This is a genomic window from Desulfurispirillum indicum S5, from assembly GCF_000177635.2.
Lineage (GTDB): Bacteria > Chrysiogenota > Chrysiogenetes > Chrysiogenales > Chrysiogenaceae > Desulfurispirillum > Desulfurispirillum indicum.
Map to the genome: position 1 here is coordinate 1,496,942 of NC_014836.1, position 23,178 is coordinate 1,520,119.

Sequence of the window (23,178 nt, forward strand, 5' to 3'; positions counted from 1 at the left end):
CCCTGTCAGAGTCCGAATTCAGCGAGAAGTTTATCGACCAACCCCTGGTCATCTGCTGATGTTTCTTCTTCACGTTTCAACAGTTGAGGTGCAGCCCCATGGCTTTGCCTCAACGAAAGTACGGCTGCCAGCTCGTCAACACGGGTCTGCATGTCACCGACAAGTTTGCTGAGCCTGTCAACCTTCTGATGAGTAATATCCTGGAATTCCAGGGAACTCATCATGTCATATATTTCGTCCTGATTCTGCTGGTTCAGTTCCTCTATTTTCTGAAAATGAATACCATAATCACTTTCAGAAGCCACCGTCCGTTCCAGCAGATCCTTGACGCTGTTAAAGCGATCAAGCAATTGCTCACTGGATGACATAAGGTGCACTACAGAGTCTTCCGTGATGGAAACGATCTCTTCAAGGGATTTCTCCATCACTGGTATATCGTGTAAACAGGATGACATCACCGGCGCTATAGGGTTGAGCTTCTGACAAAGCCTGTTCAGCTTCTCAACTATGTGTGGCTGCAGGTGGGTGGTGTCCCTGGTGACGTGTTTCAAGTCTCCATCAACCATCCGTTGCAGAATAGACACCAGCTCCCGTCGTGTTTCGCTATCCATGGGAGGCATCCTGAACGTGGGTCATTTTACAGTCCCAGTACCTTGGATATTTTCTCTTCCAGGGTCTCAGGAGTAAAGGGTTTGACAATGTAATTATTCACGCCTGAGCGCAGAGCTTCGAGAATATCTTCCTTGGCGGCTTCCGTCGTGATCATAAGAATAGGCAGGTGTTTGTACTCTTCATTGGTACGGATCGCCTTGACAAACTGAAGCCCGTCCATTTCCGGCATATTCCAGTCGGTAATCACGAGATCCACCTTGTTTTCGCCCAGTGCTGCAAGGCCAGTCACACCATTGTCAGCTTCAATGATATCCTTGAAGCCAAGGCGGGTAAGCGTATTCTTGATGATACGCCTCATAGTGGAAGAATCATCTACGGTGATGATCTTTATATCCTTGCGATCCATCTAATCCTCCATTACTATAATTTCGAAACATTTTGATGCATTTTTTTAAGAGGATACTATAATAAACTCTTCAGAAAAAGGCAATTATTGTGCATTTCGCAGCACCTTTTTTTCTATGAAACGGACCTGTGATCGCATCTGAATCTCAGATATCCGATTAAAATCCTTGATGTTAATCTCCTGCCGGTTGCGCGTATCCAGATCTATGGCGGAAACAGACACGATACCGTCGACATCGATATTAAAGGTCACTTCAATGCGAGGCTCCCCCTTGGCTGCCATGCGTATGCCTGTCAGTTGAAATTTTCCCAGGGAGATATTATTGGAGGCACGTTCACTTTCACCCTGCAGAATATGCACCTCCACCACATTCTGATTATCGCTGATGGTAGTGAAGACTTTGGAGTTTGAGCAGGGAAGAGCGGTATTGCGGTTGATGATGGGGATAAATCTGTCACCCTCGGTTTCAATCCCCAGGGTCAGCGGAGTGATATCAACCAGTATAAGATCCTTGACATCACCTTCTATGATACCTGCCTGCACCGCAGCGCCCAATGCAACGCACTCGACGGGGTTGACATTTTTTGAGACAGGCTTCCCGGTAAATTTTTCTATGGTTTTCTGCACCAGTGGCACGCGCGTGGTACCTCCGACCAGTAATGCCCGCGAAATATCTTCGGGTTTGAGACCAGCATCATTGAGAGCCGCTTCGGCGGGAGGGATGAGCTGCGCCACGATGGGTTTGATGATCTCATCAAACTGTGCCCTGTTTATGGTGACTTCCAGGTGCTTCGGTCCGGTATTGTCAGCAGTGATAAAGGGTATGTTAATAGTGACTTCCGAAACTTCCGAGAGCATGATTTTTGCTTTTTCAGCGTCCTCGCGAAGTTTCTGCATGGCCATTTTATCCTCGGTGAGGTCAATGGAGTGCTGACGATAAAACTGCTGTGCGATGTGCTGTATCAGGGCGCTGTCCAGATCATCACCACCAAGGTGATTGTTTCCGGAGGTGGCCAGCACTTCCACAACACCATCGCACACTTCAAGGATAGAAATATCGTATGTTCCTCCACCGAGGTCAAAAACAGCGATGATTTCATGGTTCCCACGATCAATACCGTAGGCCAGTGCTGCCGCTGTAGGCTCGTTAATAATACGCGCCACTTCCAGCCCGGCAAGGCGTCCGGCATCCTTCACCGATTGCCGCTGCTGATCACTGAAGTAGGCGGGGACGGTAATGACAGCGCGCTGAATTGGCATACCAAGGGCTTCTTCCGCTTCACTGCGCAGTTGGCGTATGATCATGGCGGCTATCATCTCAGGACGATAGCGTATGCCATCTATGGTTGAAGTGAAGCTTGTCCCCATATGGCGTTTGATGGAGAGAAAGGTTCGTTCACTGTTGATCACGGCCTGATTTTTTGCAGTATTGCCGATCAGAGCACTGCCATCTTTCTGAAATGCCACAGCACTCGGGGTCAGGGCCTCCCCGGAACTGTTGGGGATAACCACTGGTCTGCCACTGTCTATATAGGCCACCACCGAGTTGGTCGTGCCAAAATCTATGCCGATAATTTTTGACATCAGTATTCCCCGCTAGCCCCGCAAACTTTCCAGTCGATCACGCTTGCTGAGAATCTCGTTGATGCGCAGGCCGAAATTCGCGTCGATGACCACCACTTCCCCGCGGGCAATGACTTTCTTGTTTACGACAAGTTCCACGGGATCACCCGCTTTTTTATCCAGTTCCACAATAGAGCCGGAGCCCAGTTTCAGCAGGTCTTTCAGGTATATCTTGGTTGAACCGATGCGAATGATAACTGCCAGATCAATATCCAGCAGCATTTCGATGTTCCGCATCTGCTCCTTGTTGAGGCTGGAGGAACCGGCGCCTCCACCACCGCCACCACTGTCAAAACCACCGAAATCAGCTGAACTGTCATCTGCAGCCAGATTCTCCAGGTCCACATCACTGAAGTCAAACAGATCATCACCATCACTGGCGCTTTCCTGCTCGCTAAATGCGGATGAAATTTCTTGGGCCAGAGTCTGGGGTATCAAAAGCTGCAGAGTACCATCCACTTTGCCGGGAGCATTCACACTAATCTCCAGGCGATACAGACTCTCATCCCCGAGTGCGCTGGCAAGTGAGTCCTGGTCAAAGACCGACGAACTCACTGAGGCAAAACGGAACTTTACCCCCTGAGCTGCTTCATTCAGAGGGACAACACAACTGGAAAAGGACGTATTAAGCAGATCACTGTAGGCATCAAGATCATCCTCCTCCATGCTGTCCTTCGCCGTGCCCTCACCCATCATCATGAGATCGACAAAGATACTGGCCATGGAAATCGGTGCCACGAGGAACATGGTTCCAGTGGCTCCCTCTTCAAAGGGAACTCGTGACAGTATCACCTGTGGTTCAGCTCCCAGCGCATCACCACTTACCATGCCTTCACCGGCAACCTGCATCTCCAAAGGATTGTTGATACTGGTACCCATGGACGACGACAGATTACTCACCACAATGCGGGAGAAATCGCTCAGATCAGGCCCATCATCTTCACTGTCTCCAACCATATTAAGCATCGCGTTAATTTCTTCTTGACTCAATCCTTCTGGTGTCATGGCTACACATCTTCTTTCACAATTTTACGGTGGATTTTGAATGCCTTGTTATTGTCGATGATGCCGATTTCGCCGTAATACTTCTTCATATCGCCAACCTGCAGAACCATGGGATCTCGAACTTTGGTGCTTAACGTCAGTATGTCGCCAATTTCAAGGTCAAGAATTTCACGCAGCGTCATGGTGGATTCCCCCAGTACCGCCTGCAGATTCGTCCTGGATTTTGACACGATACTGGTAATCTGCTGAACATTGGCCGTGGCATGCATTTTCTTTGCGCCGATAAGCCAGTCCTGCGAGTCGATTTTCTGCATGATCGGCTCAAGGACAATGGCAGGGATGCAGATATTCATCATACCACTGACATCACCAACTTTAATTTCAAAAACAAGCAGAATAACCACTTCGTTCTGGCTGACAATCTGGATGACATGGGGGCTGGTTTCACGAAGCTCTATCTTGAAGCGGATATTTATGATGGGTTGCCAGACCTCTGCCAGCTCACGCAAAGCGATGGCCAGCACGCCACCGATGACGTTCTGCTCAATATCAGTGATTTCTCGCACTTCATCTATGGGCTCGCCCTGCCCCCCCAGAAGTTTGTCGATAATTGGAAAAACCAGAGACGGGTTGACCTCAAGGACAGCATTGCCATCCAGGGGTAACATGCTGATGATATTGAAGCTGGTGGGGTTGGGAAGGCTCATCAGAAACTCACCATAGGTCATCTGATCGACACTGATGAGGTTCATGTCGGTAATGGAACGCAGGTACCCTGAGAGGCTGGAAGAAAAGTTGCGGGCGAACTTGTCGTGCAGGTTCTTGATAGACCGCATCTGATCTTTGCTGACCCGATCAGGGCGCTTGAAATCATAGAGGGAAACCTTCTTCTTGGTAACCGTAAGGGTTTCTACGGCTGCCTCCGGCTCATCATCGGCACTGACCGATGAGAGCAGCTGGTCTATTTCCTCCTGGGAGAGAATATCAGCCATGGTGTTCTCCCTTCTCCTTCTCTAGAGTGATATACATACTCTTCGACCGTTCTCGATATCTTCATTACCAGTAGGTCTGTATTCGCGCGGCAATGTCCTGGAGATCTGCAATTTCCGTGTAAACACCATGTTCCACGACGGCCCTTGGCATGCCATATACCACGCAGGTTTCAGCGCTCTGGGCGATAACCGATCCACCCATTTCATAGAGCATCCTGAATGCCTGCAACCCATCATTACCCATTCCCGTCATGATCACCCCAAGAGTCGAGGCGCCAAACTCCTGACACACACTCTGTGCCATAACATCAACACTTGGCTTATGCAAGGTATTGTCAGGCAGGTCAGAAAGCTGAATGCGACCTGCCTTGATTGTCATATGCTTTGCTCCGGGGGCCAGCAGAGCCAGCCCAGGTTGCAACACATCCCCGTGCTGGGCTTCACGTACCTCGATGGCGCACAGTGAATTCAGACGTTTGGCCAGGGGACCGGTAAAGGCAGGTGGCATATGTTGCACAATAACGATGGGCACCGGTGTGGCAGCAGGCAACCTGGTAAGTACCGCCTGAAGTGCTGGGGGACCACCAGTCGAGGTGCCAATGGCGATGATACGTGCCTTTCCTGCGCGTCTTGGGGTCGTTCTTGGCGGCTGTTGAGGAACTGATGCCGGTGGGGGTGCAGGCACCCGTTTTGAAACGCGCTGCTCGGTAAGCGGACGGTGAATGCGGAAACGCTGGGTCGGCTGTTTGCGTGCAAACAGCTTCACTTTATGAATCAGCTCCTTTTCTATCTTCACGATATCGGTGCTGACAAAGCTGGTCTGTTTGGCAATAAAGTCAAGCGCACCCAGATCAAGGGCCTTCAGGGTAGCTTCCGCCCCCTCAGTGGTGAGTGAACTGACCATGATAACCGGAACAGGAGTCCTCTCCATGATCTGCTCCAGAGCTGTCAGGCCATCCATAATCGGCATTTCTATGTCCATGGTCACCAGATCGGGCTGCAAGGCACTGATCTGCTCCAGGGCATCCTGACCATTTTTGGCAGTACCCACCACCTTGATGGCTGGATCTTTCTCCATCATGGTCGTGAGCATTTTTCGCATGAAAGCTGAATCATCAACTACCAGCACTCGGATCTGCTGCATGGAAGTCATCCTTTACCGAAATATTCTCTGCGAGTCCTAGAGGCGCCCCATGGCTTTCTTTAACTTAAAAAGGGCCTGTGAGTGAATCTGAGAAACCCGGGATTCCGTTATCCCCAGCACAGTCCCAATTTCCTTCATGGTCAACTCTTCGTAATAATAGAGGGCCAGCATCTGCTGTTCCTTCTCCGAAAGCAAGCGTATATGTTTTTTTAGAAATTCCTGGTTCTGAGTAATCTCCAGGTGCTCCTCCGGACCAGCGTTTTCGCGATCAGGAATCAGGTCGCTCAGCGTCCCTGATTCGCTGCCATCACGGTCATACATCTGTTCATCCAGACTCAGCATGGTGTACCCACCGGCTTGGGAGATATACTGCTGAACTTCTGCCTCATCAATGCCCAGTTCCGCAGCCAGCTCTCCGTCAGAGACTTCCCTGCCCTCATTGATGCCCAGCTTACTGTAGGCACGATCCAGTGCCTTATTTTTTTGTCGCAATCCACGGGGCAACCAGTCAAGCTTACGCAGTTCGTCGAGTATCTTGCCACGAATTCGCGATTCAGCATAGGTTTTGAAGAGCACGCCGCGATTCATGTCAAATTTATCAATGGCATCAATAAGCCCCAGCGCTCCAATACTGATAAGGTCATCGAGTTCGATATTCGAAGGGAGACCTGCGTGTATGCGTGTAGCTATGTACTTTATCAAAGGAGCGTACTCCTCGATAATCTGGTTACGAATGGCAGGAGTATTTTTGAGTTCTGCCCTGGGGCAAAATTCCTCAAATTTCCTCATCTCGAACACCTCCTGATACCAGCATCACACCAATTAGCCCCTGCTCTCACTGACAGCCTCCTCGTAGGAAGATTCCGCCATGGTGTCTTCATCAAAATCCTGCTGCTCACGCGCATAATCAATATTCAGATCCAATGTGCTCTCATCGTCATCGTGATCCTGAAAGTCACGATGCACGGGAACTTTCTGCGCCATAGGAACTTTCAGCGCATGCTTTTTCAACAGTACACCCTTAAAGTTGAGGTACTCTTCATGCAGCTCTCTGATTAACACCCCCACGATATAGCCAAGCAAAGAAAGTATGATAAGGGATACCGCCGCGACTTTAAAGAAAAAGGAGAATTCCTCTGTCAGCAGCAGAGCGACTCCTGCGACAAGGGAAGTGCCCACCAGACCCATGGCAATGGCAACGCGGGCAGGATCAATCTTGATGTTCACGATCGCCTCCCGCTGAGTATGCGCTCAAAAAAACTGGAGAAAAAACCAGCCTGTGCGGTACTGATAATATTCGTGCTGCCGTCGAAAAGGCGTTGTGCTAGGTTCTGGAAGTTCTTCGAAGCCGGGCTGGCCGGGTACAGGTCGCAGACCAGCTTCTGCTTGCGCACACATTTGCGCAGCATGGCGTCATCACTGACACTGCCGAGATAGGCTATTTCACTTTGAATAAAGCGCTTCAGCATGATGTTCATCTTCATGTGAATCTGCTGCCCTTCGGAAGAGCTCTTCACCATATTCACCAGCAATTTGAGATTCTGCTTCTGATATTTTGTCGTCAGATGCTTGATAACAGCATAGGCATCACTGAATGCCGTGGGCTCAGGTGTTGTCACAATCACAATCTCATGGGCGACCAGCAGAAAATTCAGCACCAGTTCGGATATTCCCGCCCCGGTGTCGATAATGACGATATCAAAGTCATCAAGTTCCTGTGATTGTCCAAGGATACTGAGCATCTGCTGCTCTTCAACGCGCGCCACCTCATCAAGTCCACTGCCCCCGGGAATGACCCACATGCCATTGGGGCCTGGAATGATGACCTCTTTCAGGGTGCAGGTGCCGCGTAGAACATCGCCCATATGGTATTTCGGCGTTATACCCAAGGTAATGTCGAGGTTTGCCAGGCCAATATCCGCATCTATAACCAGAACTTTTTTACCCGTTCCGGCAGCGACAAAGGCAAGGTTTGCTGACGTATTGGTTTTGCCGACACCGCCCTTGCCGCTGGTGACCGCGATAACGCGGGTATTGCGACCAGGGCCTGGCGCTGCCTTGGGTGATGTGAGTTTACTGGTAGCAAGGCTCCGCAATGATGCGGCCTGATCTGTACTCATCGTTTCTCCTCAGCCGGCGTACCGGTCAGCAGCTCAAAAAAAGCATGATTACTGGCAGGTATCAGGTCATTGGGCACATCCTGACCATTGGCGAAGTAGGAGACCGGAAGACCCCGCTTGGCCAGGCAGTTGAATACCCCGCCAAAACTGCTTGATTCATCAAGTTTGGTAATAATTGCCCGGTCAATACCTACCTTTTCAAAGCTCTGCATGATGTCATTGAGATCTGCTTCTTTGGTGGAGGCACTCAGGACAATATGTACTTCCACCTTTATCTTCTCCTCCCTCAGAAAACGCATCAGGTCTTCTATCTGCTGAGTATCGCGGTGGGAGCGGCCCGCCGTATCAACCAGCACCAGGTCTTTATCAAGATTTTTGCGCAGCGCCAGCAGAAGCGACTCGTTCTGGTTGACCACCTCGACCGGGATCTTGATGATATTGGCATAGGTTTTCAGTTGTTCAACTGCCGCGATCCGGTAGGTATCCAGCGTGATAAGCCCTACCGAAACCCCCTGGCGCAGCAGATGATCTGCTGCTATCTTGGCAATGGTAGTCGTCTTCCCAACTCCGGTCGGCCCGATCAGCGCCACGATTTTCGGATGAATACCATCGACCTCAATACCGTCACCCATGGGAACAATGCGCGACACCAACTGCCGCGCATTGCGCATGACCAGCTCAGTGTCGTCAACAGATCCAAGCTTTGCCTTCAGGGCATCAACCATTTTATGGCAGATATACCGGTCCACTCCAGCGCGCAGCAGCTTGGTGTAGAGATCATTCAGAGGCTTTTCCTCGAAAACCGGTCTGGCGGAATATTTTTCCGTAGCCAGACTGAGCAGGATACCCTTCAACTCGGCGATCTGCTCTTGCTGCTGACGAAACATCTGATCCGTTGCGTGCTGCTGCAGCATGGACTCACGCAACGCCTTCAATTCCTGCAGAATTGTCTGAATCTGTTCCTGTTGCGGTGTTGTCGTGGTCTTTACTCCTGCCGTGGCGGATCGGCGCCCTGCGCCCGCAGCGTTTTGTCGTGCGGAGGGGATACTCCCACGCCCCTCATCGGAGGTGGCATCCTTGAAGGCACTGAGAATGCGTTGCACATCGGCATCACTGTCAACATCTTCCACTGTGCTCAACGCTCCCCGACTGTTATAGGCTGCATGCAGGTTTTTTGCCATTCCAGCGACAGGTCTCTCCTGCTGCGTGAGTTTCTGGCTTTCAACATCTACGGCAGCCGTCACTTCCATCAGAGGACGTGAAAACATACCAAAGGAGCCCGACTTGCTTATGGTCTTGGTGGAGAGGATCACGGCTTCCGGGCCAAGGTCCTGCTTGATCTTCTCCATGGCCTCTTTCATGTCGAATACTTCGTAGCGTTTTACCTGCATGGTTACTCTCTCTTTTCTTCAAGTCCGACGGTGCCGAGGGCTTCAATATTCACACTGTCAGCAAGTTCGGTATGTGCCAGAATAACAAGCTTGGGCGCATAACGCATCACCAGGCGTTTCAGTGGCGCGCGCACTACGGGGGAAACCATGAGCACCGGCGTGACCCCCTGTTCGCTGATCCGGTCAGCGGTGTGAATGAGATTTACCAGGAAACGCTGTGCCTTGTGGGGCTCCATCACCACCACACGCCCTTGATCGGATTTCTGGATAGACTCGGAGATCATCTGTTCCAGGTGCGGATCGAGTGTCAGAACCCGTATGGTATTGGTTTCATCAGCATACATCTTGGTAATCTGGCGACTGAGTCGCCCGCGCACATAGTCCGTGAGGATATCCGGATCCTTGGTGGCAGCAGCGTAATCACCAAGGGTCTCAAGTATTGTCAGCATATTACGGATGGATATACGTTCACTCAGAAGATTCTGCAGCACATGCTGTACCGCTCCCAGGGGAAGCTGACCCGGAACCAGATCACCCACCACACTGGGATGGGATTTCTGAATATTATCAAGCAGGCTCTGGGTTTCCTGCTTGCCGAGAATATCCTTGGAGTGCTGCTTGATCAGTTCGCCAATATGGGTGGAAATGACCGTACCAGCATCGACAACCGTATAGCCAAGCATCTCTGCTTCATCACTGTAATTATCCGTAACCCACATCGCTTTCAGGCCAAAAGCCGGCTCGACCGTCGGCGTCCCGGGCAGGGTGATATCGTCGCCAACCGGGTTCATGGCAAGAAGCTGACCAGGATAGACATCACCGGAGCCCACCTCAATCCCCTTGACTTTGAAGACATAGTCGTTGGGCTTGAGCTGCAGATTGTCCCGAATGCGAATGGGCGGCACAATAAAGCCTAACTCCAGTGCAATATTCTTGCGCAGGGACTTGATGCGGTTCAGCAGGTCACCACCCTGGGAACTGTCCACCAAAGGGATGACGCCATATCCCACTTCGAGCTCCAGGGAATCCATCTGAAGAAGTTCTTCCACCTCTTCCTCATGGGACTTCGGAGCTTCCTCCTGGACACTCCCACTGTCGGATTCAGACGCACCCAGGCCCTCTTCAAGAATCTTGCCTATCTTCCCTGTTTGAATGAAGTACGCCAGTGTCGCCAGTAAAGCTGCCAGAGTCATAAAGGGGATAAAGGGCATGCCGGGAATAATGCCGAAGATGAAGAGGATCACGCTGGCAACCCAGATGACTTTCGGGCTCACGATAAACTGCTGGGCGATGTCCTCACCAAGGTTTGACTCACTGGCCGCACGGGTCACCACGATACCCACCGCGGTAGAGACAATCAGTGCCGGTATCTGACTCACCAGGCCGTCACCGATGGTCAACAGCGTATAGACCTGGGCCGCCTCGCTGAAGCCCATGCCCCCCTGGGCCATGCCAATGATCAATCCACCCACGATATTGATGATCGTGATAATAATCCCGGCAACGGCGTCACCCTTCACAAACTTGGAAGCACCATCCATGGCGCCATGGAAGTCCGCTTCACGGCGAATATGCTCACGCCGTACTTTTGCTTCCTTGTCGTCAATGAAGCCGGCATTCAGATCAGCATCAATGGCCATCTGCTTGCCGGGCATGGCGTCAAGGGTAAAGCGCGCAGCAACTTCAGCCACGCGACTGGCACCATTGGTGATAACCTTGAAATTAATGATGACAAGAATAATGAAGACAATGATACCGACCACGTAGTTCCCGCCCACGACAAACTGGCCGAAAGCCTGGATCACCTGGCCAGCGGCTGCTTCGCCCTCATGGCCATGCAGCAGGATTGTCCTCGTGGTTGCAACGTTCAGGGAAAGTCGAAAGAGTGTGACAATCAGGAGTACCGAAGGAAATATGGAGAAATCCAGCGGCTCACGAATATAGAGTGAAACCAGGATAACCAGGACACCCAAAGTTATACTGATCGTGAGCAGAATATCCAGCAGCGGAGCCGGAACAGGAAGCACCATTATGGCAATAACCGATAAAATACCAAAAGCTGCTATTATATCAGGACTTGTAGACATTCTGATCGCTTTGCCGGCAGTGAATCCAGGAGCTTTTGGCGCCAAGTGTTTGCTCCTCACGGGAAGGATATTGAAAGGCTTGGCAAAAGCCTTTATCCGAAAAATAATACCTATATTTTTCCTTTTTGTCTATAAATCTCAGCCAGGATTTCCGCCACCGCCTGGTAGAGTTCATGGGTAATCTCATCGCCTGGTTCAAGGGAGTCGTACAACTGTCGAGCCAGCAGGGGATCCTGTTGAATGGGAATATCATGTTCAAGGGCCAGATCCCGTATACGCTGAGCCACCAGTTCCTGTCCTTTTGCAACAAGATAGGGGGCGGCCTTGACCTCAGTATCGTATTTGAGCGCCACCGCCAGGAACAGGGGGTTGGTGATGACAACATCCGACTTGGGCACATCGCCCATCATGCGCTTCATGGCCATCTCCCTCTGCAGGGAGCGTATACGCTGCTTGACTTCGGGATTTCCATCCATCTGCTTGCGTTCTTCCTTTACCTCCTGTTTACTCATCTTGAGTTTTTCATGGTGCTGGTACTTCTGAAAGTAAAAATCCACCGCCGAAACTATCAGCATAATGAGAATAATGGTGATCCAGATCTTAAAAATAATCATGAGCGCTGTGGCAAAAATCTCTATGGGGGTCAGATGCATCATCATTAAAATTGAGCCAAACTCATCCTTGGCAATAAAATACGCCACTGGACCAAAGACCGAGACCTTCAGCAGACTTTTTGTGACCTCTATGAGGTTTTTCAGAGAAAACTTCTGAGCTATCCCCTTGATAGGGTTGAGTTTGGACCATTTTGGCGCAACCGCTTTGCTCGACCACAGCAGACCGATCTGCCCAATATTGATTGCCAGCGCAAAGAGAGTGAGGGCAAGGAAGAGGGGCCAGAGAATATGTAGCATCTGCAGCAGAATGGTAATGCCGAAGGAGGGCATTTCATTAATAGTCGGAAAGGTGTTGCGCGTCAGATCGAGATAATTGCGCATAATGGCAAAAAAACCCTCTAACATACGCTCGTGGAGAAAATACAAAGTCATGACTCCGGCAAAGAGAACCGCCGTGTCACTCATATCCTTGCTTTTGGCAACGTTCCCCTCTTCCCTGGCTTTCTCAAGCTTTTTCGGGGTCGGTTCCTCGGTTTTCTCCTGATCTGATTCGGGAGGCATGGTTCACCTGTACGTATCCACCAAGGATTTATGCGGCAAATATCCGCAGAATAATAAAGATATTGCGATAAAATTGGGAGAAAATACCCTCCAGCACCACCCGCAATGCCGGAATAACCAGTGCCAGCGTCAGCAGACCAAAAAATATCTGCACCGGCAGACCAACGGTGAGCAGGTTAATCTGGGGCACCATTTTCCCGAGTATGCCGTTAATGGACTGTGAGATGAGAACAACCACAAATACAGGCCCGGTAATCTTGAAGCCAACATAGAATATCGTCGCGGCGAGTTCAATCACCAATTGGGCAAATCCACCCAGGTTCCCGAAGCTGAGCATACCTAAGGGGATGAGGGTGTAACTCTCATACAGCCCCATAAACACATAGTGGTGCCCATTGGCCAGCAGGAAGAGCAGTACCACAAAAATAGTCAGAAACTGACCAATAATAGGAACCTGTATATTGGTCATGGGATCAAGGACGTTGGACATGCTCAGCCCCACCTGAAAACCCATGATCTGACCGGCAAACTGAATGATGCCCAAAATGATCTGACCAGCAAAACCAATGGCCAGGCCAATGAATATCTCCTTGAAGATCACGATCATGAGTTCAAAGATATTCGGCGGAATAACAGCACCATGGGCTGAAACCATGGGAAAGAGCAGGGCGCTGACCAGCAGACTCAGGCCGATCTTCACCTGCATTTTGACCTGTTCTCCGCCGAGAACCGGCATACTTACCACAATGGAGAGGGTGCGAATGAATGAGAGGATAAACGTATTGATTTCCTGCAGATTCAAGAGTGCGGGATCAAAGGGCATGAAAGATCACCCTACCCGATCGCCTGGGGCATATTGGTGATGAGGTTGATGGTGAAAGCGGTCAGTTTCGCGATCATCCAGGGCAGAAAATACATAAGCCCTAAAACGACAATCACAATTTTCGGGATAAAGGTAAGTGTCATTTCCTGTACGGAAGTTGCCGCCTGCACAATGGAAATAGCCACCCCTACAATCAGGCCGAGAACCAGCATGGGCGACGCGATCATCAGCGCGAGAATCAGGGAGTTGACCAGCAGTTCCGTGACAAATTCCGGCGACATGGCTAGCGCTCCACAAAGCTGCGCAGCAGGCTGGACATCACCAGATTCCAGCCATCCACGAGGACAAAGAGAATGACCTTGAAGGGCATACTGATCATGGCTGGCGGCAACATCATCATCCCCATGCTCATCAGGGTGCTGGCCACCACCATATCAATGATCAGAAAGGGAATAAAGATCATGAAACCCATCTGAAACGCCGTCTTCAGCTCACTGATGACGAATGCGGGTACCAGGGTAAAAAATGATACGTCCTCTTTGGTCGCGGGACGCTCATCACCACTGAAGTGCACAAAGAGCGCCAGATCCTTTTCTCGGGTGTGCTTGAGCATGAATTCCGACAGGGGCCTGGCCGCGTTATCCAGTGCTTCCTGAGTACCGATCTCCTGATTCAGGTAGGGCTGCAGGGCCACGTCGTTAATCTGTTGGAAAGTCGGCATCATGATGTAAAAGGTGAGAAAAAGCGCCAGACTCACCAGCACCTGGTTTGGTGGCGACTGCATCGTGCCCATGGCCTGACGCAGAAAGCTCAGCACGATGAGAATGCGCACAAATGACGTCATCAGCACCAGAATAGAAGGCGCCAGTGTCAGTATGGTGAGCAGAAATAGAATCTGCAGCGTTACCGCCACATTGGAGGGATCACTGGAAGACTCAACGCCGAAAGTAATGACGGGAAGCGGAATCTGCTCCTGGGCAAAAACACCCTGGGCCAGACCAAGAAGCCCCAGAAGCGCAAGTCCCTTAAGGATTTTTTTCATCACGTTGCTCACTCCGCAGATTATCCATTCGGCTCCGTATGCTGTGGGTCAGACCACTGACACTGTTGCGGGTCACCGCACGCTTGAGATAAGATGAAAAGTTCGCATGCACTTTCTTGTCATGAAGGCGTATCCGGCTCAGGGTCTTCTCGTTTTCTATGGTTTTCATAAAGCACAGGCCATCGTCCCACTCCCCAATCAACAGGGTCTCCTCGAAAACCTCAACCACAACCAAGTTTTTCTTGTTGCCAATGGGAGTACGGGAGATTACGCGGATATCGTTGGTCTCCAGCAGAACCTGGCGGCCCGAGAGTCTCCGCATGAACCAGACGACAACGGCAAAGAGCGCCAGAACCACCAGAAGCGAAATGATCATGGTGTAGGCGCCCTCAAAGAGGTCTATATCCTCCATGGTCTGAAGGGTTTCACCAGGGACATAGTCACTGATGCCACCACCCGGGGGGGAAAAATGCAGTTCAAGTCCATGGCCCGACTCCCGCGGAGCAACGCGGAAATATACCTGCTCCAGCTCCTGGCGAAGCTCCACCTGCACGGTGGCCTCATCTTTTGCCGATGCCAGTTTCAACGTATGGAAATAGCTGTCCTCCACCTGGTAACGCACAGGCAACTCAGAACTCACCCCAAGGCCACTCAACGTAAGCACCAGAACCTTGCCCGTCTTATCCTGGTGCAGGCGATAATCGGCAACGGGCGCGTCGGTTGAAACGATCACCCGCGAAATACCATTCTTGCGATCATAGTTCAAAGCGTGAATATGTGCGTTCAGGCTGAATGGCAGCAGCAAAAGACAAACAGCCGCTGCTGTGAGCAACAGCAGCGGTCGACAATGAGTTGGTCGTCTGAAACCTGAACCAAAACGGGAAAAGCACGTGGTCATAGACGCCCCATCATTCCTGATAAGCTCCCTGGAGGTATTTCTGCAGAACCGTGTCATCGTCGATAATATCCGTTATCCGGATCGCAAAATTGTCCTCAATCACCACAATTTCCGCTGTTGCCAGCAGGCACTGGTTCACCATGACATCCACCGACTCGCCCGCCGTCTTCTTCAGCTCGACGATTGAACCCTCTTTGAGCTCCAGCACTTCCCTCAGCGTCATGGCGATACGTCCCAGTTCAACATCGAGGTTGAACATGATATCTCCATACCACTCCAGCTTCTTGAGGAGCTCCTCATTTTCGATCTGGAGCTGGTTTTTCTTCTGGGGAACGGCCACGTCACTGCACCACGAATTCAGTAAAGTAAACCCTGCGGATACTGCCACTGGTCAGAAAGGCATTTACCCTGGATACAATTTCACTGCGCAACCGTAACTTGCCCTGAGCAGTGGAGATATCCTCATATTTCTTACTGGAGAGGATTGTCAGGACCGCATCGCGAAGCTGGGGGGAGCGCCGATCAAGTTCGCGGGCCAGACGGGGATTATCCATCTCAAGCTGAATGGTCACCCGCAGATAGCGTTTGCCGAGGACGTCAGCCAGGTTCACGATAAACGTATCCATGGGGTACATGGTGCCGATTTCCGTCGTCTCTGTTGGCGCACCCGGAACATCAGCTTCCGCGCCAGGAGCCGCGGCAGGCGCGGGACTGCGCAACAGGAAATACGCACCTGCACCAGCCAGCAGCAGCACAAGAACGAGTATGAGTATAATAATAAGAAGCTTTTTCGATCCACCACCCTTCGCCGGCGAGTTGGACGACTCCTTCTCTTCCTTGTCTTCAATGGCCATATGTGTTCTCCTTATACGGTTCTGAGTCCATTTTTTAGCATAAATTTCCGACTGAGGTAAGTGAAATAGGGCTAGGGCGTCAACATTTCACGCAGTCGCTGCAGCTCCTGTGACTCTTCATCAAGGCCTTCAAAGTATATCTCGACCCGTCGGTTTTTGGCGCGGTTGCTTTCCGTAATATTGGGAACCACTGGACTGAACTCGCCATAGCCTGCCGCCACAAATATCCGTGGATCAAGGTTGCGGGCCTGTACAAAGTACTTCACCACATTCACAGAGCGCGCCGTGGAGAGCTCCCAGTTTGTGGGGTAACGCGATGCCGGCACCTGCACATTGTCCGTATGTCCTTCTATGCGCACTTTACGCTTTGACTGGTGGATAATGGCGGCCAGCTGATCGAGAATCGGAAACGCCGCAGGCTTGATCTCGGCGCGGCCACGATCGAAGAGAATCTCCTCGGCCAGAGTCACCTTGATTCCCTCGGTGTCCTGCTGACTGTCCACCTCGACACTGTCTTCAAGTCCCGTGACCTGCACCATAGCCTGTATGGCGTTGATAACCTCTTCCATCTGTATCTGCTCGACTTCCTGGATCTGGGCCGTCACCACCACCGGAACGGGTGAAACTTCCGTCTGTCGTCCAAGGTTCAGGACACCGAGGGAGTCGCGCAGAGTCCCCAGGGATTGGACAATCTTGATTTTATCCAGGGTTGCCATGGAGAGCAGCAGAATAAAGAACGTAAGCAGCAGGATCGCGAGATCCGAAAAGGTAACCAGAAAGAAAGGGGCACTTGGCTGCGCACGCTTCTTGCGGGGCTGACGTTTCTTCATGAGTCAAACTGCGTTTTGCGTTGGGAAGGTGGCAGGAAAGCATTGAGCTTCTGCTCAACAATGCGCGGGTTGTCTCCCGCCTGTATAGACATAATACCCATGATGACGATCTCCTTCACCAGCAGCTCTTCCTGGGAGCGCTCAGCGAGCTTCCCGGCCACCGGCAGGGCAAACATATTGGCGATCATGGAACCGTACAGGGTTGTCAGCAGAGCGATGGCCATGGCAGGACCGATGGTGGAGGGGTCGTCCATGGTCTGCAGCATGGCAACCAGACCGATCAGGGTACCGATCATACCCATGGAAGGCGCGAACATGCCGATGGAGTTGAGTATACCCATTCCCGACTGGTGTCGCTGAGCAATATACTGCAGCTTTGTCTCCATGATAGCGTTGACGAGTTCAGGGTCAGTGCCGTCGACTGCCAGTTTTATCCCTTCACGCAGGAATTCGTCATCAACCTCTTCAGCGGCTGTCTCAAGTGCGAGAATACCATCGCGACGTGCCCGCGTGGCAAAATCCACCAGCCGATTAATGACCTCTGTGGGATCTTCTGATTTATGAAAAAACGATTTTTTCACCACGCCCATCACACTGGTTACCTGTGAAAGGGAGAAGTTGATGAGGATAACCCCCATGGTTCCGCCGAAGACGATCAAAACTGACGGAATGCTGACAAACCAGCCCAGGGAGCCGGCAAGGGCCATGGCCATGATTACGAGACTAAAGGCAAGTATTATACCTACAAGTGTTGCAATATCCATAGACCCCTCTTCGCGATGAAAACATAACCACTGACATTAATTAGCAAATGCTCAATACTCCGTCAACAAGTGAAATCACAGGTATCGGGAACTGAAGTATCCTGATATCACCTATCGTCGTGACAACGAAATTACTTTACTGTTTCGTTGCGCCGATCTCCTGAAGCTTTTGTGACTTCCGCATCATGCTCTGAATGTATGAGAGCGCAACCTCTGCAAATTCATGACTTTCAATGAGGACAGATGCCTCCCGATTGTGGCGTAAGGCGCTCACCGTGTAATTGTGGCTGCCCATGAGGGTCAGGTGCTCGTCCACCACCAGTAGCTTGGTGTGCATGCGCGCCGCCGAGTAGAAGTAGCAGTTGACGCCGAAGTATGCCAACCCCCTGGCCGTATCCATATTGGCTTCCATCAGGAAATGGTCAGACTCGTCGGTCTCTTCAAACAGCACATGCACTTCAACGCCCCGTTTTGCCGCGAGAATCAGTGCTTCCTGCAGGTCGGCGGCAGAATTCTGAAATGGACTGTCTGTTTTGAAGATGTATATGGAGAGGTAAATGGAATCTGTGGAACGGGAAACCACATCCAGGAATACCTGACGGAAATCGCGGTCAAATACCGGCGTAACCTGGGTGGCACAGGCGCCAGAGAGATACGGGGGGAGCAGAAGCAGCAGGATTAGTCCAAACAGAACACGACGTGCACGGGGAAAGTCCAGGTGCCCTGTCCGTATTGCAGCCGTCCCTGTTCTGCGCATACCTACTCCTTTTTCCGGCGGCACATGCCCATATTGATATCGTAATCCTGAATCTTCTTGCGTACCGTATTGCGATTCACCCCCAGAATCGAGGCCGCGCTGACCTGGTTTCCACCGGTATACTCCAGCACAATCTCATAAAGGCTCTTCTCGGCACTGCCGATAATGAGTTCGTGCAGATTCCCGGTGCCATGATCCATCATCTGATGCAGGTAGGGAAGTGCGGTGGAACGGATCATCTGGTGCAGTGTCTGGGACGATTCCGGTGCGTTGAAGGGCACCCCGTCACCGTCAGTCAGGGGGAAATCCTCTGGGGTCAGATAGGGGAGATTCGAGAGCAGCAGCGCTCTGCGCACCACATTCTCCAGCTCACGGACATTTCCCGGCCACTCGTACTGGCGAAGCTTGGCCAGCGCCTCGGGAGTCGGCTGCTTCTGGGGAACACGATACTCCTGGGAGTAGCGATAGATAAAGTAGTCGAGAATCTCCTTCAGATCCTCCATGCGCTCACGCAGTGGCGGCAGACGAAGACTGAAAACATTGAGCCGATAGTAGAGATCCTCGCGGAAGAGGTTCTTCTTGACCATCTCCAGCAGGTTGCGATTGGTGGCGGCGATAATACGCACATCAACGTGATAGATGCGGGAGCTGCCCACCGGGGAAACTTCACCCTCCTGCAGAACCCTCAGCAGCTTTGCCTGCAGGTCAAGGGGCATATGACCCAGCTCGTCAAGAAAGAGAGTGCCACCCTGGGCCTCACGAAAAAGCCCCATGCGCTGATCAGTGGCACCGGTGAACGAGCCTTTTTCATGGCCGAAGAATTCACTTTCCATAAGCTCACGGGGTATAGCGGCAAGATTGACGGGAATAAAAGGCTTATCAGCACACAGGGAGTTCTGATGAATCACCCGCGCTACCAGCTCCTTGCCCGTACCGGACTCTCCCTCTATCAGCACCGTCACCCGCGTGGGAGCCACCTTGCCGATAAGCTTGAAGACTTCGCGCATGGCCATGGAGGAGCCGATGATCTTTTCAAAACGGCGCGGGGCCCCATCTGTGCTCTCACGCAGGAAAGCACCCACCTGCAGGCTGGTGGCCTGGGACGCCAGCTCACGGATCTGGCTGATCTCAAATGGTTTGGTCACAAAATCATAGGCCGAGAGTTTCATGGCATCAATAACACTCTGCATGCTGGTGCGCGCCGTCATGATGATAACGGGAATACCATAGAGGGCATGGATTTTCTCAAGGGCCTCCAGGCCACTCATACCCGGCATATTAATATCCATGAACACCAGGTCCACAGGCGTATTTTCCAGCATTGTCAGCGCCTCTGCAGCGTTTGATGCCACATGAACCCGGAACTGGGCATCCAGGGCCCTGCGCATGACTATCTGAATATTTTTTTCATCATCAACGATCAGAACCGATTTAGGAGTCAACGTCATGGAAAGCCTCTTGGCGGGCAGGCCGCTGCTTCAGTGGGAGAAATACGGTTACACTGGTGCCGATTCCGACGGTGCTTTCGATCTCAATTTTTCCGCCATGGGCCCGCACGATCTTCATGCTGATAGGCAATCCAAGGCCACTACCCTGGGTCTTGGTGGTGAAAAAAGGCATAAAGAGCTTGTCTTTCGCATCAGGTACCACACCGCTCCCCTGATCCTGAAAACGGATGAATATCCAGGTATTATAACCAGTACCAGGTGAATCACCCAGGGATACTCCCGTGATAATAGCGATACTTGAATGCAGCGTGCTCGCCTCCATGGCATTTTTGAAGAGATTCAGAAAGACCTGGTAGAGCTTCTCCTCATCGGCATAGATTTCGGGGATACTTGGGTCGTAATACTCCCGCACCTCAATGTGCTTTTCATCCAGCATCGGTAACTGCCGCTGCACCAGATTTTTCAGAATACGGTGAATATTGACCGCTGCTGGCTCCAGCTGAGGGGGACGCGCAAATGACTGGATACTGGAGAGCATGTTTTCCAGGCGCAGCGCCTCTTCGGAAATAATGCCCGCCAGGGGCACCACAGAACTGTCCTCACTCTCCTGAATCAAACGTGAAGCCCCCAGGATGGCACTCAACGGATTTTTGATTTCATGGGCCACTTCACTGAGAATCCGCTCAATATAATGGTAGTCAAAGAGCAGCGCATTATTCTTGGCAATGTCCAGACGTTTGGAAATATCCCGAATGAGCATGATCACATACTGCTCATCGTAATAGGAGTAGCTGACCTCCACGGAAACCGGTTTACTGAGAGAAGAGCGCAGCTGGGATATTTCGTCAAGGCTGATGGTTCTGCCCGAAGTAAGGCACTGCCGGATCTGCTCCTGAAGAAGCCCCTCATTGTCAAAATACCGCTGCACCGGCGTTCCGATCAGCCTGTTGCGGGAGATTCCCAGGATATTCTCCCCTTCATGGTTGATATCACCAACCCGGCCATCAGCCCCCACCAGCAACACACCGACAGGCAGGCTGTTGGCAATGGATTTCCAGCGACTCATTGGCCTCCACCACGGAGGCGATACATCTCGTCGATGTTCTGACGTTCTGAGCGCACGGAGTATTCCGTAGGTTCAGTGCCAGCGATAAACACCTCATAGACCGCGCCTTCACGGCTGTGAGCCAGCTTGCCGGTTTTCGGATCGACGAGGCGGAAGACCAGATCCTCTGGAGCGGTGAAGTTGCGCACCGGTTTGCCCACAAAATAGCGCTCCATATAATCAACCCATACCGGTGCGGCAGCCCGGGAGCCGGTCTCCTGGTTGCCCAGGGTACGGGGGGAGTCAAAACCTGTCCAGACGCCAGTAGTTATCTCAGGGCTGAAGCCGATAAACCAGGCATCCACAAAATTGTTGGTGCTCCCCGTCTTACCGGCAACAGGTCTGTTCAGACGCTTGGCCCGGAAGCCCGTGCCATCCTGTACCGCACTCTCCAGCATGGATGTCATGATATAGGCATCCTGGGGAGAGATTACGCGTACACTGGAAGGCGCTCGCTCCTCAAGGACATTGCCATCGCGGTCTTCCACACGCCGAATCAGAAAGAGGTCGTGCAGTTTGCCACCAGAAGGAAAGGCCGCATAGGCGCGGGTCAACTCCAGCAAAGAGACACTGGTACTGCCAAGGGCGATGGAAAGATCCTGACTGATCGTACTGCTGATTCCCATCTTCTGGATAAATTCTGTGGCATAGGGTATTCCCACTTCACGCAGAAGTTTTACGGTCACAATATTGCGCGACATGGCCAATGCCTCGCGCAGGGTAGTTGGTCCGTAAAACCGTTCGCTGTAGTTCTCCGGTTTCCATACCAGCTCTTCAGAAGCGAAGATGATGGGAGAATCGATAATTATCGAAGCTGCCGTAAAACCCCGTGAAAGTCCGGCCGCAAAGATCAGTGGTTTGAACGCGGAGCCTGACTGCCGCAGACTTGCAGTTGCACGGTTAAACTGACTGGCATGGAAGCTTGTGCCACCAACCAGGGCCACAATACTGCCATCATGGTTATCAATACTCAGCAGAGCGAGCTGGACATCTTCGGGTGGGGTATCATGGGGCAGACCATTGGCATGGCGTTGAGTGTACTCTTCATGACCCTTGCGTATGGCCTCCTGAGCAGCCAGCTGTGCCGGCAGATCAATGGTGGTGTAAATATTCAGACCATGATGGTAGAGGGCATCGGAACCGTAACGTTCCAGGACATGGTTACGCACCATCTCGTTGACATAGGGAGCCAGGTTCAACTGGCGATGGGTTCCGGTTATGCTCAGTTGTTCATTGACAGCGGAATCGTACTGACTGGCCGTGATAACCAGATCCTCCCGCATACGACTGAGTACATGCAGATGACGGTTGCGGGTCATGGTGGAGTGAATATCACGGGAATAACGGGAAGGTGCCTGGGGCATACCCGCCAAGAGAGCTGCCTCGCTGATGGAAAGCTCATGGGCCGACTTATTGAAGAAATTCTGGGCCGCCGCCTCAATACCATAGGCCCCTCTGCCGTAGTAGATCTGATTGAGGTAAAGCTCCAGAATACGCATCTTGTCCAGAGACTTGTCAATCTTGTAGGCCAGCATGGCTTCGCGGATTTTCCGCGTCAGCTTACGCTCCGGAGTCAGAAACATCGTCTTGGCAAGCTGTTGTGTGATGGTACTGCCGCCCTCGACGACCCGTCCTGCCTGCAGGTTGGTGTAGAAGGCTCGGGTGATACCCTGGAAGTCCAGTCCCGCATGTTCAAAGAAGGTGGAGTCCTCCACGGCGACACTGGCCATATAGACGTACGGGGGCAGGTCTTCGATGGACACCGGAATCCGCTTTTCCTGGAAGAACTCTGCGATCAGCTCGTCATTGCGGTCATAGACACGGGTAATGGAGCCGGGACGGAAGCTCTCCAGCTCAGCGAAATCCGGCAGGCTCTTGGTAAAGAAATAGAGCGCATAGGAGCCCGCTCCGGCACCAAAGACAAAAAAGGAGAGAAAGAGAAAGAGAAAGAAGCGACCAACCAGCTTCCATTTGGAAGCCTTGGCCCGGCGGGGTTTTTCCGGTTTGCTGTCGTCATCGCTTTTCTGCAGTGAGTTCAGGAACGCGTCTGCATCCTGTGCAGGAACGGTGGAATACGGCTGCTTATCATCATGGTCTGTCAT

The 23,178-nt window shown here is 51.8% G+C and carries 24 protein-coding genes; all 24 read right to left on the bottom strand.

What is annotated here, in order from left to right; all coding sequences use genetic code 11:
• Positions 1-5 precede the first annotated feature (5 nt).
• The 24 genes from SELIN_RS07030 to SELIN_RS07145 all read right to left on the bottom strand — a co-directional run bounded on the left by SELIN_RS07030 (position 6) and on the right by SELIN_RS07145 (position 23,178).
• Positions 6-611 carry a hypothetical protein gene (locus SELIN_RS07030; protein WP_013505972.1) on the bottom strand — a complete coding sequence of 202 codons (606 nt, stop codon included), beginning with the start codon at positions 609-611 and terminating at the stop codon, positions 6-8.
• Positions 612-637: 26 nt separating this feature from the next.
• Positions 638-1,018: a chemotaxis response regulator CheY gene (locus tag SELIN_RS07035; RefSeq protein WP_013505973.1), complete on the bottom strand. Its 381-nt coding sequence runs from the start codon at positions 1,016-1,018 to the stop codon at positions 638-640.
• Positions 1,019-1,102: 84 nt separating this feature from the next.
• On the bottom strand, positions 1,103-2,602 hold the full coding sequence (gene dnaK / locus SELIN_RS07040; protein ID WP_013505974.1) for a molecular chaperone DnaK: 1,500 nt from the start codon (positions 2,600-2,602) through the stop codon (positions 1,103-1,105).
• 12 nt (positions 2,603-2,614) lie between these two features.
• Positions 2,615-3,607 carry a flagellar motor switch protein FliN gene (gene fliN / locus SELIN_RS13905; protein ID WP_013505975.1) on the bottom strand — a complete coding sequence of 331 codons (993 nt, stop codon included), beginning with the start codon at positions 3,605-3,607 and terminating at the stop codon, positions 2,615-2,617.
• A gap of 41 nt (positions 3,608-3,648) precedes the next feature.
• Complete coding sequence (gene fliM, locus SELIN_RS07050; RefSeq protein WP_013505976.1) at positions 3,649-4,638, bottom strand: flagellar motor switch protein FliM; 990 nt, start codon at positions 4,636-4,638, stop codon at positions 3,649-3,651.
• A 64-nt stretch (positions 4,639-4,702) separates the two neighbouring features.
• Positions 4,703-5,782 (bottom strand): protein-glutamate methylesterase/protein-glutamine glutaminase, encoded by a 1,080-nt coding sequence (locus tag SELIN_RS07055; protein WP_013505977.1) that lies wholly within the window; start codon positions 5,780-5,782, stop codon positions 4,703-4,705.
• 36 nt (positions 5,783-5,818) lie between these two features.
• A complete protein-coding gene (locus tag SELIN_RS07060) occupies positions 5,819-6,571 on the bottom strand; it encodes a sigma-70 family RNA polymerase sigma factor (protein ID WP_013505978.1) in 753 nt (250 codons plus the stop codon).
• Between the two features lie 33 nt (positions 6,572-6,604).
• A complete protein-coding gene (locus SELIN_RS07065; protein WP_013505979.1) occupies positions 6,605-7,009 on the bottom strand; it encodes a hypothetical protein in 405 nt (134 codons plus the stop codon).
• Entirely contained in the window at positions 7,006-7,902 is an 897-nt protein-coding gene (locus SELIN_RS07070) for a MinD/ParA family protein (protein WP_013505980.1), read from the bottom strand. The genes SELIN_RS07065 and SELIN_RS07070 overlap by 4 nt, the downstream gene beginning before the upstream one ends.
• Positions 7,899-9,293, bottom strand: coding sequence for a flagellar biosynthesis GTPase FlhF (flhF, locus tag SELIN_RS07075; protein WP_013505981.1), 1,395 nt, complete (start codon positions 9,291-9,293; stop codon positions 7,899-7,901). The genes SELIN_RS07070 and flhF overlap by 4 nt, the downstream gene beginning before the upstream one ends.
• Before the next feature lie 2 nt (positions 9,294-9,295).
• Positions 9,296-11,380: a flagellar biosynthesis protein FlhA gene (gene flhA / locus SELIN_RS07080; RefSeq protein ID WP_049871171.1), complete on the bottom strand. Its 2,085-nt coding sequence runs from the start codon at positions 11,378-11,380 to the stop codon at positions 9,296-9,298.
• 110 nt (positions 11,381-11,490) lie between these two features.
• Positions 11,491-12,555, bottom strand: a complete 1,065-nt coding sequence (gene flhB, locus SELIN_RS07085) for a flagellar biosynthesis protein FlhB (protein WP_013505983.1) — start codon at positions 12,553-12,555, stop codon at positions 11,491-11,493.
• 28 nt (positions 12,556-12,583) lie between these two features.
• A complete protein-coding gene (gene fliR, locus SELIN_RS07090; protein ID WP_013505984.1) occupies positions 12,584-13,378 on the bottom strand; it encodes a flagellar biosynthetic protein FliR in 795 nt (264 codons plus the stop codon).
• An 11-nt stretch (positions 13,379-13,389) separates the two neighbouring features.
• Positions 13,390-13,659, bottom strand: coding sequence for a flagellar biosynthesis protein FliQ (fliQ, locus tag SELIN_RS07095; RefSeq protein ID WP_013505985.1), 270 nt, complete (start codon positions 13,657-13,659; stop codon positions 13,390-13,392).
• 2 nt (positions 13,660-13,661) lie between these two features.
• The gene (fliP, locus tag SELIN_RS07100) at positions 13,662-14,420 is read right to left on the bottom strand and encodes a flagellar type III secretion system pore protein FliP (RefSeq protein ID WP_041725971.1); all 759 of its coding nucleotides are present in this window, start codon (positions 14,418-14,420) and stop codon (positions 13,662-13,664) included.
• Complete coding sequence (gene fliO / locus SELIN_RS07105; protein ID WP_198007067.1) at positions 14,404-15,153, bottom strand: flagellar biosynthetic protein FliO; 750 nt, start codon at positions 15,151-15,153, stop codon at positions 14,404-14,406. The genes fliP and fliO overlap by 17 nt, the downstream gene beginning before the upstream one ends.
• A gap of 175 nt (positions 15,154-15,328) precedes the next feature.
• The gene (gene fliN / locus SELIN_RS07110; RefSeq protein ID WP_013505988.1) at positions 15,329-15,658 is read right to left on the bottom strand and encodes a flagellar motor switch protein FliN; all 330 of its coding nucleotides are present in this window, start codon (positions 15,656-15,658) and stop codon (positions 15,329-15,331) included.
• Between the two features lies 1 nt (position 15,659).
• Entirely contained in the window at positions 15,660-16,172 is a 513-nt protein-coding gene (locus SELIN_RS07115; RefSeq protein ID WP_013505989.1) for a flagellar basal body-associated FliL family protein, read from the bottom strand.
• Positions 16,173-16,243: 71 nt separating this feature from the next.
• The gene (locus SELIN_RS07120; protein WP_013505990.1) at positions 16,244-17,002 is read right to left on the bottom strand and encodes an OmpA/MotB family protein; all 759 of its coding nucleotides are present in this window, start codon (positions 17,000-17,002) and stop codon (positions 16,244-16,246) included.
• Entirely contained in the window at positions 16,999-17,766 is a 768-nt protein-coding gene (locus tag SELIN_RS07125) for a motility protein A (RefSeq protein ID WP_013505991.1), read from the bottom strand. The genes SELIN_RS07120 and SELIN_RS07125 overlap by 4 nt, the downstream gene beginning before the upstream one ends.
• Positions 17,767-17,902: 136 nt before the next feature.
• Positions 17,903-18,523, bottom strand: coding sequence for a phospholipase D-like domain-containing protein (locus SELIN_RS07130; protein WP_013505992.1), 621 nt, complete (start codon positions 18,521-18,523; stop codon positions 17,903-17,905).
• Between the two features lie 2 nt (positions 18,524-18,525).
• Positions 18,526-19,971: a sigma-54-dependent transcriptional regulator gene (locus tag SELIN_RS07135; protein ID WP_013505993.1), complete on the bottom strand. Its 1,446-nt coding sequence runs from the start codon at positions 19,969-19,971 to the stop codon at positions 18,526-18,528.
• Positions 19,955-21,037, bottom strand: coding sequence for a two-component system sensor histidine kinase NtrB (locus SELIN_RS13910; protein WP_013505994.1), 1,083 nt, complete (start codon positions 21,035-21,037; stop codon positions 19,955-19,957). The genes SELIN_RS07135 and SELIN_RS13910 overlap by 17 nt, the downstream gene beginning before the upstream one ends.
• Positions 21,034-23,178 (bottom strand): penicillin-binding protein 1A, encoded by a 2,145-nt coding sequence (locus tag SELIN_RS07145; RefSeq protein WP_013505995.1) that lies wholly within the window; start codon positions 23,176-23,178, stop codon positions 21,034-21,036. The genes SELIN_RS13910 and SELIN_RS07145 overlap by 4 nt, the downstream gene beginning before the upstream one ends.

Bases quoted from the DNA above. Each gene is read 5' to 3' on its own strand.
- SELIN_RS07030 (WP_013505972.1), bottom strand. From the start codon at position 611: ATGGATAGCGAAACACGACGGGAGCTGGTGTCTATTCTGCAACGGATG.
- SELIN_RS07035 (WP_013505973.1), bottom strand. From the start codon at position 1,018: ATGGATCGCAAGGATATAAAGATCATCACCGTAGATGATTCTTCCACT.
- dnaK (WP_013505974.1), bottom strand. From the start codon at position 2,602: ATGTCAAAAATTATCGGCATAGATTTTGGCACGACCAACTCGGTGGTG.
- fliN (WP_013505975.1), bottom strand. From the start codon at position 3,607: ATGCTTAATATGGTTGGAGACAGTGAAGATGATGGGCCTGATCTGAGC.
- fliM (WP_013505976.1), bottom strand. From the start codon at position 4,638: ATGGCTGATATTCTCTCCCAGGAGGAAATAGACCAGCTGCTCTCATCG.
- SELIN_RS07055 (WP_013505977.1), bottom strand. From the start codon at position 5,782: ATGCAGCAGATCCGAGTGCTGGTAGTTGATGATTCAGCTTTCATGCGA.
- SELIN_RS07060 (WP_013505978.1), bottom strand. From the start codon at position 6,571: ATGAGGAAATTTGAGGAATTTTGCCCCAGGGCAGAACTCAAAAATACT.
- SELIN_RS07070 (WP_013505980.1), bottom strand. From the start codon at position 7,902: ATGAGTACAGATCAGGCCGCATCATTGCGGAGCCTTGCTACCAGTAAA.
- flhF (WP_013505981.1), bottom strand. From the start codon at position 9,293: ATGCAGGTAAAACGCTACGAAGTATTCGACATGAAAGAGGCCATGGAG.
- flhA (WP_049871171.1), bottom strand. From the start codon at position 11,380: ATGTCTACAAGTCCTGATATAATAGCAGCTTTTGGTATTTTATCGGTT.
- flhB (WP_013505983.1), bottom strand. From the start codon at position 12,555: ATGCCTCCCGAATCAGATCAGGAGAAAACCGAGGAACCGACCCCGAAA.
- fliR (WP_013505984.1), bottom strand. From the start codon at position 13,378: ATGCCCTTTGATCCCGCACTCTTGAATCTGCAGGAAATCAATACGTTT.
- fliQ (WP_013505985.1), bottom strand. From the start codon at position 13,659: ATGTCGCCGGAATTTGTCACGGAACTGCTGGTCAACTCCCTGATTCTC.
- fliP (WP_041725971.1), bottom strand. From the start codon at position 14,420: ATGAAAAAAATCCTTAAGGGACTTGCGCTTCTGGGGCTTCTTGGTCTG.
- SELIN_RS07115 (WP_013505989.1), bottom strand. From the start codon at position 16,172: ATGGCCATTGAAGACAAGGAAGAGAAGGAGTCGTCCAACTCGCCGGCG.
- SELIN_RS07120 (WP_013505990.1), bottom strand. From the start codon at position 17,002: ATGAAGAAACGTCAGCCCCGCAAGAAGCGTGCGCAGCCAAGTGCCCCT.
- SELIN_RS07125 (WP_013505991.1), bottom strand. From the start codon at position 17,766: ATGGATATTGCAACACTTGTAGGTATAATACTTGCCTTTAGTCTCGTA.
- SELIN_RS07130 (WP_013505992.1), bottom strand. From the start codon at position 18,523: ATGCGCAGAACAGGGACGGCTGCAATACGGACAGGGCACCTGGACTTT.
- SELIN_RS07135 (WP_013505993.1), bottom strand. From the start codon at position 19,971: ATGACGTTGACTCCTAAATCGGTTCTGATCGTTGATGATGAAAAAAAT.
- SELIN_RS13910 (WP_013505994.1), bottom strand. From the start codon at position 21,037: ATGAGTCGCTGGAAATCCATTGCCAACAGCCTGCCTGTCGGTGTGTTG.
- SELIN_RS07145 (WP_013505995.1), bottom strand. From the start codon at position 23,178: ATGACAGACCATGATGATAAGCAGCCGTATTCCACCGTTCCTGCACAG.